Annotated in this window: 12 protein-coding genes, 11 tRNA genes and 2 rRNA genes; 24 read left to right on the plus strand and 1 reads right to left on the minus strand. The window is 45.6% G+C overall.

What is annotated here, in order from left to right:
- The 10 genes from ndoA (at position 1) to HWX64_RS00815 (ending at position 7,878) form a co-directional block, all read left to right on the plus strand.
- A complete protein-coding gene (gene ndoA, locus HWX64_RS00770) occupies positions 1-351 on the plus strand; it encodes a type II toxin-antitoxin system endoribonuclease NdoA (protein ID WP_006838214.1) in 351 nt (116 codons plus the stop codon).
- Between the two features lie 418 nt (positions 352-769).
- A complete protein-coding gene (locus HWX64_RS00775) occupies positions 770-1,600 on the plus strand; it encodes an RsbT co-antagonist protein RsbRA (protein ID WP_175986480.1) in 831 nt (276 codons plus the stop codon).
- Complete coding sequence (locus HWX64_RS00780) at positions 1,591-1,953, plus strand: STAS domain-containing protein (RefSeq protein ID WP_162266046.1); 363 nt, start codon at positions 1,591-1,593, stop codon at positions 1,951-1,953. Before HWX64_RS00775 ends, HWX64_RS00780 begins: the two co-directional genes overlap by 10 nt.
- A gap of 3 nt (positions 1,954-1,956) precedes the next feature.
- Positions 1,957-2,358: an anti-sigma regulatory factor gene (locus HWX64_RS00785; RefSeq protein WP_175986482.1), complete on the plus strand. Its 402-nt coding sequence runs from the start codon at positions 1,957-1,959 to the stop codon at positions 2,356-2,358.
- A 10-nt stretch (positions 2,359-2,368) separates the two neighbouring features.
- Positions 2,369-3,379 carry a PP2C family protein-serine/threonine phosphatase gene (locus HWX64_RS00790; protein WP_175986483.1) on the plus strand — a complete coding sequence of 337 codons (1,011 nt, stop codon included), beginning with the start codon at positions 2,369-2,371 and terminating at the stop codon, positions 3,377-3,379.
- A gap of 79 nt (positions 3,380-3,458) precedes the next feature.
- Positions 3,459-3,794 carry an anti-sigma factor antagonist gene (locus HWX64_RS00795; RefSeq protein WP_175986485.1) on the plus strand — a complete coding sequence of 112 codons (336 nt, stop codon included), beginning with the start codon at positions 3,459-3,461 and terminating at the stop codon, positions 3,792-3,794.
- Complete coding sequence (gene rsbW / locus HWX64_RS00800) at positions 3,794-4,261, plus strand: anti-sigma B factor RsbW (protein ID WP_303049475.1); 468 nt, start codon at positions 3,794-3,796, stop codon at positions 4,259-4,261. Before HWX64_RS00795 ends, rsbW begins: the two co-directional genes overlap by 1 nt.
- Positions 4,239-5,036, plus strand: coding sequence for an RNA polymerase sigma factor SigB (sigB, locus tag HWX64_RS00805; protein WP_175986488.1), 798 nt, complete (start codon positions 4,239-4,241; stop codon positions 5,034-5,036). The genes rsbW and sigB overlap by 23 nt, the downstream gene beginning before the upstream one ends.
- The gene (locus HWX64_RS00810) at positions 5,036-5,632 is read left to right on the plus strand and encodes a PP2C family serine/threonine-protein phosphatase (RefSeq protein ID WP_175986490.1); all 597 of its coding nucleotides are present in this window, start codon (positions 5,036-5,038) and stop codon (positions 5,630-5,632) included. The genes sigB and HWX64_RS00810 overlap by 1 nt, the downstream gene beginning before the upstream one ends.
- Before the next feature lie 89 nt (positions 5,633-5,721).
- On the plus strand, positions 5,722-7,878 hold the full coding sequence (locus tag HWX64_RS00815) for a Tex family protein (RefSeq protein ID WP_175989577.1): 2,157 nt from the start codon (positions 5,722-5,724) through the stop codon (positions 7,876-7,878).
- Between the two features lie 171 nt (positions 7,879-8,049).
- Here the strand turns inward: HWX64_RS00815 and cmpA are convergent, their stop codons facing one another.
- A complete protein-coding gene (gene cmpA, locus HWX64_RS00820; protein WP_175986492.1) occupies positions 8,050-8,169 on the minus strand; it encodes a cortex morphogenetic protein CmpA in 120 nt (39 codons plus the stop codon).
- 144 nt (positions 8,170-8,313) lie between these two features.
- Between cmpA and HWX64_RS00825 the strand changes: the two genes are divergently transcribed.
- From HWX64_RS00825 to HWX64_RS00890, 14 genes are all read left to right on the plus strand, one after another.
- Positions 8,314-8,781 (plus strand): SprT family protein, encoded by a 468-nt coding sequence (locus HWX64_RS00825; RefSeq protein ID WP_175986493.1) that lies wholly within the window; start codon positions 8,314-8,316, stop codon positions 8,779-8,781.
- 143 nt (positions 8,782-8,924) lie between these two features.
- Positions 8,925-8,999, plus strand: a tRNA-Asn gene (locus HWX64_RS00830).
- 7 nt (positions 9,000-9,006) lie between these two features.
- Positions 9,007-9,097, plus strand: a tRNA-Ser gene (locus tag HWX64_RS00835).
- 17 nt (positions 9,098-9,114) lie between these two features.
- A tRNA-Glu gene (locus tag HWX64_RS00840) sits at positions 9,115-9,186 on the plus strand.
- Positions 9,187-9,320: 134 nt separating this feature from the next.
- Positions 9,321-9,397, plus strand: a tRNA-Asp gene (locus HWX64_RS00845).
- A gap of 77 nt (positions 9,398-9,474) precedes the next feature.
- Positions 9,475-9,549: transfer RNA gene (locus tag HWX64_RS00850), tRNA-Gln, on the plus strand.
- Between the two features lie 4 nt (positions 9,550-9,553).
- Positions 9,554-9,629 (plus strand) — tRNA-Lys (locus HWX64_RS00855).
- Positions 9,630-9,666: 37 nt separating this feature from the next.
- Positions 9,667-9,748 (plus strand) — tRNA-Leu (locus HWX64_RS00860).
- A 68-nt stretch (positions 9,749-9,816) separates the two neighbouring features.
- Positions 9,817-9,902 (plus strand) — tRNA-Leu (locus HWX64_RS00865).
- Positions 9,903-9,919: 17 nt separating this feature from the next.
- A tRNA-Arg gene (locus HWX64_RS00870) sits at positions 9,920-9,996 on the plus strand.
- Between the two features lie 55 nt (positions 9,997-10,051).
- Positions 10,052-10,128 (plus strand) — tRNA-Pro (locus HWX64_RS00875).
- 20 nt (positions 10,129-10,148) lie between these two features.
- A tRNA-Gly gene (locus HWX64_RS00880) sits at positions 10,149-10,222 on the plus strand.
- Between the two features lie 107 nt (positions 10,223-10,329).
- Positions 10,330-11,881, plus strand: a 16S ribosomal RNA gene (locus tag HWX64_RS00885).
- A gap of 307 nt (positions 11,882-12,188) precedes the next feature.
- Positions 12,189-15,124, plus strand: a 23S ribosomal RNA gene (locus HWX64_RS00890).
- Together the 16S and 23S rRNA genes with 11 tRNA genes alongside form the textbook arrangement of a ribosomal RNA operon.
- Positions 15,125-15,195: the final 71 nt, after the last annotated feature.

Genomic DNA, 15,195 nt, shown 5'->3' on the forward strand with positions numbered 1-15,195 from the left:
TTGATTGTAAAGCGTGGTGACGTATATTTTGCGGATCTTTCTCCTGTTGTAGGTTCAGAACAAGGCGGAGTTCGACCGGTACTTGTTATTCAAAACGATATTGGGAATCGGTTCAGTCCCACAGTGATCGTTGCTGCTATTACCGCACAAATTCAAAAAGCAAAACTGCCTACTCATGTTGAAATTGATGCAAAACGTTATGGCTTTGAACGTGATTCTGTTATCTTGCTTGAACAAATTCGAACGATTGATAAACAACGTCTGACAGATAAAATTACACACTTGGATGATGAAATGATGGAAAAAGTGGATGACGCCCTCCAAATAAGCGTCGGCTTAATCCAATTTTGATTTTCATCCCAAATTTGTGGTTTTTAGGTAAAACAATAAATGATAATACAGCTACGAAATCGAAGGCTTGCTGATCAAGAAATGAAATTGATCAGCAAGCCTTCTGTTTTTATATCTGACATCTAGACATGAATGGCGGGTTTACCTGGTTATCCATATCTATCCCAGTGAGATGAATATAACCTGAGGTAAATATAGTCATTTTTATGACAAATAACTCTTAACAATTTATAATAAAAAGGAACATGGGAAAAATACCCGAAAAGGCATTGTTTTTTTCAATTTGGCCATTTATTTGTTACTATATTAATAAATGTGAAAAAATATAAGCATAAGAACGGATTAAATTAAATATACGTTACATCTTTTGGTATATACAGTTGGTGTAAATTTCTTATGGTAGAATGGGGAGAGTTATATGTTCACTGAAATCACGGATTTTATCCAGAGCAATAAATCAGATCTAACGCACATTTGGATGGAACGGATGAAGGAAGAAGCGGATGAAAAGTTCCTTCAAGTAGTTTCGGATCAAATTTTTACCAAGACAAGCCATGAGTTTGTAGAAATGATTGCGTCCAATCTGAGGGATTCCAAAGAATTCTCATCTCGGCTGGAGGATTTCGCCGAAAAAGTTGTACGATTCGGCTGGCCGCTGACGTTCGTTACCACCGCATTGAGCACATTTGCCAAAGTGGTTTACGAAGCGATGAAGAAAGAAAATTTGATTTCCGATGAAAACCAAGCGGAACAGGTTGAACTATTCGATAAATGGGTTACGCCTATGTACAATAAAGTAATCAGCGCTTATACAGAATCTTGGGAAAGAACGGTATCCCTTCAAAAGATTGCCCTGCAGGAGCTTTCCGCGCCGCTGATTCCCGTATTTGAGAAGATTTCAGTGATGCCTCTCGTCGGCACCATCGATACGGAAAGAGCCCGTTTAATCATGGAAAATCTATTGAATGGTGTAGTGAAGCATCGGGCGGAAGTCGTCCTGATTGATATTACAGGTGTCCCTGTAGTGGACACGATGGTTGCCCACCACATCATCCAGGCAGCAGACGCGGTCCGTCTAGTGGGAGCTAAATGCATGCTGGTAGGTATAAGACCGGAAATCGCACAAACGATCGTAAACCTGGGTATCGACCTTAATCAATTCAGCACGAACAGCACATTAAGAAAAGGCATTGAAAAGGCTCTTGAAATGACGGATAGAAAAATTGTTTCAGCGGAGGGATCAGAGTGAGAATACCGATTTTAAAATTGCATGATTGCTTGTTAATTTCAATTCAATGGGAACTTGATGATCAAACAGCCCTTCAATTTCAAGAAGATCTTTTGCATAAGATCCATGAAACAAGTGCAAGAGGGGTAGTCATTGATATCACATCGATCGACTTTATTGATTCCTTCATCGCCAAGGTACTTGGTGATGTTATAAATATGTCCCGATTAATGGGGGCTAAGGTTGTGATAACAGGTATCCAGCCTGCTGTAGCGATTACGCTGATTGAACTCGGCATCAGGTTGGACGATGTGCTAACCGCTCTAGACTTGGAAAAAGGTTTAGAGAAATTACAGACGGAACTGGGGGATTAGTGAATGGATAGCCAATCCTGCGTGAAGATCACGAATGAATGGGACATCGTTGCTGCCCGCCAGTTAGGAAGAAATGTAGCGAAGGAGCTGGGGTTTGGCACTGTCGACCAGGCTCGAATCACTACTGCTATCAGTGAATTAGCACGAAACATCTATCTTTATGCTGGTCATGGTCAGATATGTATAGAAAAACTTTTCGACGGTGGAAAGAAGGGCGTTCGCATCATTGCACTGGATGATGGGCCCGGTATAAATGATTTAAGAAAAGTGATGGAAGATGGATATTCCACATCAGGTGGTTTAGGAGCGGGTTTGCCTGGAGTAAAGCGTTTGATGGATGAATTCAACGTAGAATCTGCACCTGGAGAAGGGACAGATATTCGGGCAACAAAATGGCTCCGCTAGGGGGAGTTACATGAACTTTAGAGAATTGATGGATTCAAAATATAGAGAAATCATAGAGCATTACCTGAATGAGCAAGATGAAAAGGCGTTGTATCTCGGGCAGAAATTCAGCCGGAAATCAATTGAGCACCATGTGTCGCCTGAGGAGATCATCAGTCTCCATAAAAGTGTCATGCTCGAAATGGAACCTAATATTCCGCATCATGTCCTTCATGCTTTCGATATTCTTCTGGAAGTCATGATCGGATATGGTTTTGCCTATCGCGAGCATCAAAGCCTGCGAAGCAAGCAGCAGGAATTAAACAATGAAATTGATATTGCTTCCAACATGCAGCAAACCTTGCTCGGGACAAGCATCCCGGTAGTGGAAGGTTTGGATATCGCTGCTGTCAGTGTCCCTGCCAAGAAGATGAACGGTGACTATTACCACTTTGTCCAGGATGAGAACGACAGTGTCAGTGTCGCCATTGCAGACGTCATCGGAAAAGGGATACCCGCTGCACTGTGCATGTCCATGATCAAATATGCCATGGACAGCCTTCCTGAATACCGCAATGAACCCAATGCTGTTTTGGAAAGCCTGAACAGGGTAGTGGAACAAAACGTGGATGCCAGTATGTTCATTACAATGTTTTATGGTGTCTATAACTCTCGTAAACACTTGTTTTCTTATTCATCAGCCGGTCATGAGCCCGGCTTCTTCTATAATGCCCATGCCGACCAATTCGAGGACCTGGATGCAAAAGGGCTTTTATTAGGTGTAGATAAGAAAGCGAAGTACAGACAGTATGAAAGACGTGTGGAAGTTGGAGACATGATGATCCTCCTTTCTGATGGGGTGACGGAGTGCCGCACCGAGGAAGGCTTTATTGAAAGGGAAGATCTGGTTGAGCTGATCAGCCAGCATAAGCACTTGACCTCGGATGAAATTGTTACCAACGTTTATAAAGAATTAGAGAAACTGCAGGACTTTGAACTGCGAGATGACTTCACCCTTATTATTATAAAAAGAATTTCCTAAAACTTGTTTATCTTACATCGCAATAGGGTAAACGAATAGAGACTTTATTATAATGCTCTTAAAAAAAGGTGGTCGTTTTATGAACTTGTCAATAGATATGCAAGAGAAAGAGAACGAATTATTTGTAAAAGTAGCTGGAGAAATTGATGCATATACAGCACCTAAACTTAAAGAAACTCTTCTTCCTTCTGCCGAAGCTGAAAGTGATAAAGATATCGTTGTAGACCTTTCAGAGGTTTCCTATATGGACAGTACAGGACTGGGTGTCTTTGTAGGGTTATTCAAGACCATTAACGCACGCGGCGGTCAGCTCAAACTGGTTGGTTTATCTGATCGTCTGCAAAGATTGTTTGATATTACAGGTTTAGGGGATATTATGAATATAAATTCCAAGGTAGAAGGTGGAGTTGAATGATGCAAGCTTTTGATTACATCGAGATGAAAATTCCTGCAAAGCCTGAATACGTAGGGGTTATTCGTCTGACGCTGTCAGGGATATCCAGTCGTATGGGCTTTGATTATGATGCGATAGAGGACCTGAAGATTGCAACAAGTGAAGCAATCACGAACGCTGTTCAGCATGCCTACAAAGGTGATGACGGTGAAGTGGTTGTGGGTTTTGCTCTATATGAGGACCGTTTAGAGGTAATGGTAGCGGATCACGGGGAGAGCTTTGATTTTAAAACGATCCGAAGTGCCGTTGGTCCTTATCATGCCGACCATTCCGTAGAATTCCTTAGAGAAGGTGGGTTAGGACTTTACCTTATTGAGAGCCTTATGGATGACGTGAAGGTTCATCATAAAGAGGGAGTGACGGTCTTTATGACCAAATTCCTATCAGGAGAGCAGGTGGAGAGGGATGAAAAAACTATCTCAACCTAATCAGCAGGATCAAAAAGAAAAAGTTCTTCAATGGATCAAAAATTATCAGGAGCATCAGGATGATGAAGCTCAAAGTCAGCTTATCCTGCACTACCAGAATCTTGTGGAATCCATTGCCAGAAAGTACTCAAAAGGCAGGTCTTTCCATGAGGATATCATCCAAGTAGGGATGATAGGCTTACTGGGAGCCATCCGACGGTACGACGAATCATTCGGAAGGTCCTTTGAAGCATTTGCCATTCCGACCATCATCGGGGAAATCAAGCGTTTCCTTCGTGATAAAACTTGGAGTGTTCATGTTCCTCGCAGAATCAAAGAGCTTGGCCCGAAGATTAAATCAACTGTAGAAGAGCTGACAAACAAATTAGAACGTTCTCCGCAAGTTCATGAAATTGCTGAATATCTTGAAGTAAGTGAAGAAGAAGTATTGGAAGCAATGGAAATGGGCAGAAGTTACCAAGCCCTCTCAGTGGATCACTCAATCGAAGCGGATTCTGAAGGAAGTACCGTTACCATATTGGATATTGTAGGGAATCAGGATGAAGGGTTTGAGAAAGTAAATCAGCGCCTTGTCCTTGAGAAAGTGCTGCACGTTCTTTCGGATAGAGAGAAATCGATCATTCAATATACGTATCTGGAAAACTTAAGTCAGAAAGAAGCTGGTGAAAAACTTGGGATTTCACAAATGCATGTATCCCGTTTGCAGCGCAGAGCTATAAAGAAACTGCGTGAAGCTATCCAGGAAGAGGCTTTTGATTCGGAGAGTCATTATTAATGGGTTATTTTCAACAAAATGAAATTGAGTTGTATGCAGAACAAGTTTCAAAAAATGGAAACCCATATTGTGGAGACAGTTATTATTACGTCTCTACGAATGACTACTTTGTCTGTGTTTTAGCCGATGGTTTGGGAAGCGGAAAATATGCATATGAATCATCGCATGTAGTAGTGGAAATCGTGGAAGAAAATCATCATGAAGATGTGGAAACCCTTATGGCCCTTTGCAATAACGCGCTTCAAAGGAAACGTGGAGCTGCAGTGGCCATTATTAAAGCGTATTACCACTCAAAGGAATTCGTATACAGCTGTGTGGGAAATATCCGGTTCTACATGTATTCACCAGAAGGGAAGATTACATACCCTTTGCCGGTGACAGGTTACCTATCCGGTAGACCCCAAAAGTATCAGACTAAGCGTTATACGTATGAATCTAACTCGAGGTTTCTGCTGCATTCAGATGGATTAAATATTTCAGGTGTTAAGTCGGTCCTTCAAAGATATCCGACTTTGCACAGTACCATGCATGATATTCAATCATTGGTCGATGAAACCGCTGATGATACCACATATATAGTAGGAAGCTTGCTCTAGACTTGGGGTAAGCTTTCTTTTTTTGCCTTTTCATATGGTAAACTTAAGGAGAACCCTTTTAGATGGAGGTCGTGAAATTGACTGTAACAATGATGAATCAAGAAAATCTGCTGCAAATCGTGGCAAAGAAAGTAAATGTCTCTCTTAAAAACGTAAAAAATGTTATTTCATTATTAGAAGAAGGTAACACCGTACCGTTCATCGCCCGTTATCGAAAGGAACAAACGGGAGCATTAGATGAAGTCCAGATCAAAGATATAATGGAGCAATGGAACTACCTGCAAAATCTCGAACAGAGAAAAGAAGAAGTCCACAGACTGATAGATGAACAAGGCAAACTGACAGATGAATTGTCCCAAGCGATCAAAAAAGCTGACAAATTGCAAAAGGTAGAGGACTTATATCGACCTTATAAACAAAAGCGACGGACGAAAGCAACTGTAGCCAAAGAAAAAGGGTTGGAACCATTAGCTGAGTGGATCATGACTTTTCCAGCAGCGGCAGATGTGGAAAAGGAAGCGGCACGCTATATATCTGAAGAAAAAGAAGTGTCTTCTGCAGAAGAAGCGCTTGCGGGTGCAAAGGACATCATAGCCGAGTATATATCCGATGATGCGGCTTTTCGAGAATACATAAGAAATCAAACCTTCCGAAAGGGTGTTATAGAGACGAAGGTGAAAAATGAAGAGAAAGATGAGAAAAACGTCTTTGAGATGTACTACGAGTACAGAGAGCCGGTAAGTAAAGTCGTCCCGCACCGTGTGCTCGCGATGAATAGAGGGGAAAAAGAGGATATCATCAAAGTGAATATCCAGCCGGATGGAGATTCCATTATTCACTATTTACAAAGACAAGTGATTAAAAATGTACACTCTCCAGTGGTAACTGTGGTGAAAGAAGCGATTGAGGATGGCTATAAGCGGTTAATCCAGCCCTCTGTAGAAAGGGAAATCCGTAATGAGCTGACAGATAAGGCCGAAAATCAAGCCATTCATATCTTCTCGGAAAATCTCAGAAAGCTGCTGCTGCAGCCACCTATGAAAGGGAAAATGGTTCTTGGAGTAGACCCTGCATACAGGACCGGATGTAAGCTTGCCGTGATCGACGAAACGGGCAAGATGCTTGAGGTGAGTGTCATCTATCCGCATCCACCTAAATCTCAAAAGGCTGCTTCAGAAGAAGTGATGAAAAAGATGATCGATCAACATTCGATAGAGGTCGTGGCAATTGGAAACGGTACAGCTTCCAGGGAAACGGAGCAATTCGTGGCAGATGTCCTGAAAAGTATTGATAATGAAATCTTCTATCTGATCGTGAATGAGGCAGGGGCAAGTGTATATTCCGCATCGGACGTAGCCAGAGAAGAGTTTCCTTCTCTTCAGGTAGAGGAAAGAAGTGCTGTATCCATTGCCAGAAGATTGCAGGATCCACTTGCGGAACTGGTGAAAATCGATCCGAAATCTGTAGGTGTAGGACAATACCAACACGATGTCTCCCAGAAAAAATTGAACGAGTCATTGACGTTTGTGGTAGAGACTGCCGTTAACCAAGTAGGGGTAAACGTGAATACAGCTTCTTCTTCATTACTGCAATATGTGGCAGGCCTTTCAAAAACGGTAGCGAATAATATCGTAAAAAAGAGAGAAGAAGAGGGTAAATTCAAGTCCAGGGCGCAATTAAAGAAAATCCCTAGACTCGGTGCCAAAACATATGAACAAAGTATAGGCTTCCTTCGCATCATGGAAGGAAATGAACTCCTTGACCGGACGCCCATTCATCCGGATAACTACGGAGATGTAAAAAAGCTTCTTTCCAAAACCGGATTCAGTGAAGAAGCAATCGGAAGTGATGATCTAAAGCAGGCAATCAATCAATTGAACCTCGAGGAAGTATCTGAAGAACTGGGGATTGGTAAGTTAACACTGAAGGATATTATTGATGCCTTGATCCGCCCTGGTAGAGATCCGCGTGACGAATTCCCTAAACCACTTCTGAAAAAAGATGTATTGAAGCTGGAGGATCTAAAAGAAGGAATGGAACTGCAAGGAACCGTCCGGAATGTAGTCGATTTTGGTGCGTTTATCGATGTTGGCGTGAAGCAGGATGGACTCGTCCATATCTCTAAGCTCAAACAAGGCTTCGTCAAACACCCGCTTGATGTTGTGTCGGTTGGAGACGTGGTAACCGTTTGGGTTGACAGTGTCGATGTGAAAAAGGGCAGAGTTGCGTTAACGATGATTCAGTAATTGAATAGAATAAGCTCAATAAATAAAAGCTGACTTGAAGATAACGATCAAGTCAGCTTTTTGTCGAGCTCCGGCGGCTAGAGGCTAGAGTTCATAAGCCAAGCATACCCAAAAGGCAAAAAACGCCTTTCCGGCTGACTTATCGAATGAGAGGCCTGGGCATTTCGATTATTATTGTTGAGGGAAGTTTTTCTTCCTATAAAAATTCCAGCATTGATTAAGAAGTTTAATCTGATATCGATTCTTCTCAAGATATGCCTTCCTCATCTGATTAACGAGCCAGTTTGGCATAAGGTACCCTCCTTATTCCAATCTCCAGAAAACATTCTTGAAACGACAGCCGGTGTCTATTCTTTCAGGATGTTATATAATCTATGTGTATGCTTCAAACGATTGTCCTGTGCTGGAAAACGAGTAAAGGTAAGGAGAATGAGGATGACAAACGAAGAGCTGCAAACCCTGGTAGAAGAAATTTCACTTCAATATTTTCATAAACCATTTCAGCATAAAGCTTATTTCAACCCCAGGCTCAGGACGACTGGCGGAAGGTACATGCTTGGGAGCCACAATATAGATATTAACGAGAAATACTTGAAGGAACATGGGGTATCGGAATTGATTGGCATTATCAAACATGAACTCTGCCATTATCACCTTCATATTGAAGGAAAGGGATACAAGCATAGAGACGCGGACTTCAAAAATCTTCTTCATAAAGTCGGGGCCCCTAGACACTGCACCGCGTTATCAACCCCAAAACGGGCCCGGAGAATACTGATTTATTCCTGTTCAAAATGCAATCTGACATTCAAGAGGAAAAGAAGGATCGATACAAAAAAATATGTATGCGGACGATGTAAAGGGAAGCTTATTTTTCGTGAAGAACTAAAGCAGGGTTCCTAGCTGCCGGTCAACCCAAACAGGGTAAGAAAAAAGGGATAACACAGTTAAAAAACTCTATGAAAAATAGTTGACAAGAAGCGGCTGAGTCATTATAATCGAAAGAGTCGATAAGACATTTTACAAAGCGTTAGAATACTTCACGTTCCGCAGTAGCTCAGTGGTAGAGCTATCGGCTGTTAACCGATCGGTCGCAGGTTCGAATCCTGCCTGCGGAGCCATTTTTATGGAGAAGTACTCAAGTGGCTGAAGAGGCGCCCCTGCTAAGGGTGTAGGTCGGGCAACTGGCGCGAGGGTTCAAATCCCTCCTTCTCCGCCATTATATTTTATTATCCTGGCCCGTTGGTCAAGCGGTTAAGACACCGCCCTTTCACGGCGGTAACACGGGTTCGAATCCCGTACGGGTCATTTTTTTATTTTTATTTCAAAATTGAATGTGAGATAAACGCACCGTTTTGTGGTGAGGTTGTTTCGCAGAAACAATTTAAGGTAAGTTATTTCGCTCTCGCAAGTTAATGACAGTTATTAAAGCAAAAAACTTTGGTCCGGTAGTTCAGTTGGTTAGAATGCCTGCCTGTCACGCAGGAGGTCGCGGGTTCGAGTCCCGTCCGGACCGCCAGAATATTTTTTAGAAAAGTGGTTGACGACCACGAGGTGGACATGTTATTATATAAACCTCGTCACTTTTCGAGGCATTGGGCTATAGCCAAGCGGTAAGGCATCGCACTTTGACTGCGACATGCGTTGGTTCGAATCCAGCTAGCCCAGCCATTATGAGCCATTAGCTCAGTTGGTAGAGCATCTGACTTTTAATCAGAGGGTCGAAGGTTCGAGTCCTTCATGGCTCACCAAAGATTTTTGCGACAGCAAAATATCTTTCATTTACATGCGGGTGTGGCGGAATTGGCAGACGCACCAGACTTAGGATCTGGCGCCGCAAGGCGTGGGGGTTCAAGTCCCTTCACCCGCATTATTATTTTTAAAAAACTGTTGACACAGCAGTGAATCCTAGTTATAATAGTGTTTGTCGCTTTAAACGCGGTCGTGGCGGAATGGCAGACGCGCTAGGTTGAGGGCCTAGTGGGGGCAACCCCGTGGAGGTTCAAGTCCTCTCGGCCGCACCAAAAGGATCTAACATACTGCGCCCGTAGCTCAATTGGATAGAGCGTTTGACTACGGATCAAAAGGTTAGGGGTTCGACTCCTCTCGGGCGCGCCACTAATTCTTCTACAAGCGAGTATGAAAGAATGAAAAGAACTAAATGCTTCTGAAACGGGAAGTAGCTCAGCTTGGTAGAGCACTTGGTTTGGGACCAAGGGGTCGCAGGTTCGAATCCTGTCTTCCCGACCATCACAATACATATTATATATGCGGGTGTAGTTTAATGGTAAAACCTCAGCCTTCCAAGCTGATGTCGTGGGTTCGATTCCCATCACCCGCTCCAATTTAACCATTTGAACCTTGAAAACTGAACAAAACAAGACAATACGTCAACGTTAATTCTAGATTTACCGTAACGAATATCGTTACAAAAAAGAGCTATTCAAACTTTTATCGGAGAGTTTGATCCTGGCTCAGGACGAACGCTGGCGGCGTGCCTAATACATGCAAGTCGAGCGGATCAAAGGGAGCTTGCTCCCTGAGATCAGCGGCGGACGGGTGAGTAACACGTGGGTAACCTGCCTGTAAGACTGGGATAACTCCGGGAAACCGGGGCTAATACCGGATAACTCAGTTCCTCGCATGAGGAACTGTTGAAAGGTGGCTTTTTGCTACCACTTACAGATGGACCCGCGGCGCATTAGCTAGTTGGTGAGGTAACGGCTCACCAAGGCGACGATGCGTAGCCGACCTGAGAGGGTGATCGGCCACACTGGGACTGAGACACGGCCCAGACTCCTACGGGAGGCAGCAGTAGGGAATCTTCCGCAATGGACGAAAGTCTGACGGAGCAACGCCGCGTGAGTGAAGAAGGTTTTCGGATCGTAAAACTCTGTTGTTAGGGAAGAACAAGTGCCGTTCGAATAGGGCGGCGCCTTGACGGTACCTAACCAGAAAGCCACGGCTAACTACGTGCCAGCAGCCGCGGTAATACGTAGGTGGCAAGCGTTGTCCGGAATTATTGGGCGTAAAGCGCGCGCAGGTGGTTTCTTAAGTCTGATGTGAAAGCCCACGGCTCAACCGTGGAGGGTCATTGGAAACTGGGGAACTTGAGTGCAGAAGAGGAAAGTGGAATTCCAAGTGTAGCGGTGAAATGCGTAGATATTTGGAGGAACACCAGTGGCGAAGGCGACTTTCTGGTCTGTAACTGACACTGAGGCGCGAAAGCGTGGGGAGCAAACAGGATTAGATACCCTGGTAGTCCACGCCGTAAACGATGAGTGCTAAGTGTTAGAGGGTTTCCGCCCTTTAGTGCTGCAGCTAACGCATTAAGCACTCCGCCTGGGGAGTACGGTCGCAAGACTGAAACTCAAAGGAATTGACGGGGGCCCGCACAAGCGGTGGAGCATGTGGTTTAATTCGAAGCAACGCGAAGAACCTTACCAGGTCTTGACATCCTCTGACAACCCTAGAGATAGGGCTTTCCCCTTCGGGGGACAGAGTGACAGGTGGTGCATGGTTGTCGTCAGCTCGTGTCGTGAGATGTTGGGTTAAGTCCCGCAACGAGCGCAACCCTTGATCTTAGTTGCCAGCATTCAGTTGGGCACTCTAAGATGACTGCCGGTGACAAACCGGAGGAAGGTGGGGATGACGTCAAATCATCATGCCCCTTATGACCTGGGCTACACACGTGCTACAATGGACGGTACAAAGGGCAGCGAGACCGCGAGGTTTAGCCAATCCCATAAAACCGTTCTCAGTTCGGATTGCAGGCTGCAACTCGCCTGCATGAAGCTGGAATCGCTAGTAATCGCGGATCAGCATGCCGCGGTGAATACGTTCCCGGGCCTTGTACACACCGCCCGTCACACCACGAGAGTTTGTAACACCCGAAGTCGGTGAGGTAACCTTTTGGAGCCAGCCGCCTAAGGTGGGACAGATGATTGGGGTGAAGTCGTAACAAGGTAGCCGTATCGGAAGGTGCGGCTGGATCACCTCCTTTCTAAGGAATATATATGAAACGTTTGACAGTCGAAGTTTTGTTCAGTTTTGATGGTTCAACCATCAAAATGATATTACTTGTTTCACAACAAGTAATTCTTATTTTCTTTGCGCTTGCGGCAAAGCTGATTCGAAGATGTTGTCTTCACCTCAGCGCAAGGCAGCACGAAGGAAATTCACTGATGTGTTTCACGATGTGAAGCAAATCAGTAGCCTTGTTCTTTGAAAACTAGATAAAGATAAATTGATAGTCAAGAAATTACCGAGTATCGCCATTTTAGGTTTTAACACCTTGTAACAACCAATTCGGTTAAGTTATGAAGGGCGCACGGTGGATGCCTTGGCACTAGGAGCCGACGAAGGACGGGACTAACACCGATATGCTTCGGGGAGCTGTAAGTGAGCTTTGATCCGGAGATTTCCGAATGGGGGAACCCATTGTTCGTAATGGAACAATATCCATACTTGAATACATAGAGTATGGAAGGCAGACCCAGGGAACTGAAACATCTAAGTACCTGGAGGAAGAGAAAGCAAATGCGATTCCCTGAGTAGCGGCGAGCGAAACGGGATGTAGCCCAAACCAAGAGGCTTGCCTCTTGGGGTTGTAGGACACTCTATACGGAGTTACAAAGGAACGGAGTAGACGAAGAAGTCTGGAAAGGCTCGTCAAAGAAGGTAACAACCCTGTAGTTGAAACTTCGTTCCCTCTTGAGTGGATCCTGAGTACGGCGGGACACGTGAAATCCCGTCGGAAGCTGGGAGGACCATCTCCCAAGGCTAAATACTCCCTAGTGACCGATAGTGAACCAGTACCGTGAGGGAAAGGTGAAAAGCACCCCGGAAGGGGAGTGAAAGAGAACCTGAAACCGTGTGCCTACAAGTAGTCAGAGCCCGTTAACGGGTGATGGCGTGCCTTTTGTAGAATGAACCGGCGAGTTACGATCCCATGCAAGGTTAAGTCGATGAGACGGAGCCGCAGCGAAAGCGAGTCTGAATAGGGCGAATGAGTATGTGGTCGTAGACCCGAAACCAGGTGATCTACCCATGTCCAGGATGAAGTCCAGGTAACACTGGATGGAGGTCCGAACCCACGCACGTTGAAAAGTGCGGGGATGAGGTGTGGGTAGCGGAGAAATTCCAATCGAACTTGGAGATAGCTGGTTCTCTCCGAAATAGCTTTAGGGCTAGCCTCATGTGTAAGAGTCTTGGAGGTAGAGCACTGTTTGGACTAGGGGCCCTCATCGGGTTACCGAATTCAGACAAACTCCGAATGCCAAAGACTTATCCATGGGAGTCAGACTGCGAGTGATAAGATCCGTAGTCGAAAGGGAAACAGCCCAGACCACCAGCTAAGGTCCCAAAGTATACGTTAAGTGGAAAAGGATGTGGAGTTGCTTAGACAACCAGGATGTTGGCTTAGAAGCAGCCACCATTTAAAGAGTGCGTAATAGCTCACTGGTCGAGTGACTCTGCGCCGAAAATGTACCGGGGCTAAACGTATCACCGAAGCTGTGGATTGACACCTTTTGGTGTCAGTGGTAGGAGAGCGTTCTAAGGACAGTGAAGTCAGACCGTAAGGACTGGTGGAGTGCTTAGAAGTGAGAATGCCGGTATGAGTAGCGAAAGATGGGTGAGAATCCCATCCACCGAATGCCTAAGGTTTCCTGAGGAAGGCTCGTCCGCTCAGGGTTAGTCGGGACCTAAGTCGAGGCCGATAGGCGTAGACGATGGACAACAGGTTGATATTCCTGTACCACCTCTTTTCCGTTTGAGCAATGGGGGGACGCAGGAGGATAGGGTAAGCGCACTGCTGGATATGTGCGTCTAAGCAGTTAGGCTGATGATGAGGCAAATCCCATCATCGTGAAGGCTGAGCTGTGACAGCGAGCGAATTATAGTAGCGAAGTTCCTGATTCCACACTGCCAAGAAAAGCCTCTAGCGAGGAAAAAGGTGCCCGTACCGCAAACCGACACAGGTAGGCGAGGAGAGAATCCTAAGGTGAGCGAGAGAACTCTCGTTAAGGAACTCGGCAAAATGACCCCGTAACTTCGGGAGAAGGGGTGCTCTTTGAGGTGCATAGCCTCGAAGAGCCGCAGTGAATAGGCCCAGGCGACTGTTTAGCAAAAACACAGGTCTCTGCGAAGCCGTAAGGCGAAGTATAGGGGCTGACGCCTGCCCGGTGCTGGAAGGTTAAGAGGAGTGCTTAGCGCAAGCGAAGGTGCGAATCGAAGCCCCAGTAAACGGCGGCCGTAACTATAACGGTCCTAAGGTAGCGAAATTCCTTGTCGGGTAAGTTCCGACCCGCACGAAAGGCGTAACGATCTGGGCACTGTCTCAACGAGAGACTCGGTGAAATTATAGTACCTGTGAAGATGCAGGTTACCCGCGACAGGACGGAAAGACCCCGTGGAGCTTTACTGTAGCCTGATATTGAATTTTGGTACAGCTTGTACAGGATAGGTAGGAGCCTTGGAAGCCGGAGCGCCAGCTTCGGTGGAGGCGTTGGTGGGATACTACCCTGGCTGTATTGAAATTCTAACCCGCGCCCCTTATCGGGGTGGGAGACAGTGTCAGGTGGGCAGTTTGACTGGGGCGGTCGCCTCCTAAAGAGTAACGGAGGCGCCCAAAGGTTCCCTCAGAATGGTTGGAAATCATTCGCAGAGTGTAAAGGCACAAGGGAGCTTGACTGCGAGACCTACAAGTCGAGCAGGGACGAAAGTCGGGCTTAGTGATCCGGTGGTTCCGCATGGAAGGGCCATCGCTCAACGGATAAAAGCTACCCCGGGGATAACAGGCTTATCTCCCCCAAGAGTCCACATCGACGGGGAGGTTTGGCACCTCGATGTCGGCTCATCGCATCCTGGGGCTGTAGTCGGTCCCAAGGGTTGGGCTGTTCGCCCATTAAAGCGGTACGCGAGCTGGGTTCAGAACGTCGTGAGACAGTTCGGTCCCTATCCGTCGTGGGCGCAGGAAATTTGAGAGGAGCTGTCCTTAGTACGAGAGGACCGGGATGGACGCACCGCTGGTGTACCAGTTGTCTTGCCAAAGGCATCGCTGGGTAGCTATGTGCGGAAGGGATAAGTGCTGAAAGCATCTAAGCATGAAGCCCCCCTCGAGATGAGATTTCCCATCACTTTATGTGAGTAAGATCCCTGGAAGATGACCAGGTAGATAGGTCAGAGGTGGAAGCATGGTGACATGTGGAGCTGACTGATACTAATCGATCGAGGACTTAACCACAAAGAGTCATTTTTAAATGAACACATTGGTCGATATTCGGCTTTCTTGACATCAATCCTTTATCTAGTTTT

Origin of the sequence: Bacillus sp. Marseille-Q1617 (genome assembly GCF_903645295.1) — a bacterium.
Classification (GTDB): Bacteria; Bacillota; Bacilli; order Bacillales; family Bacillaceae_B; genus Rossellomorea.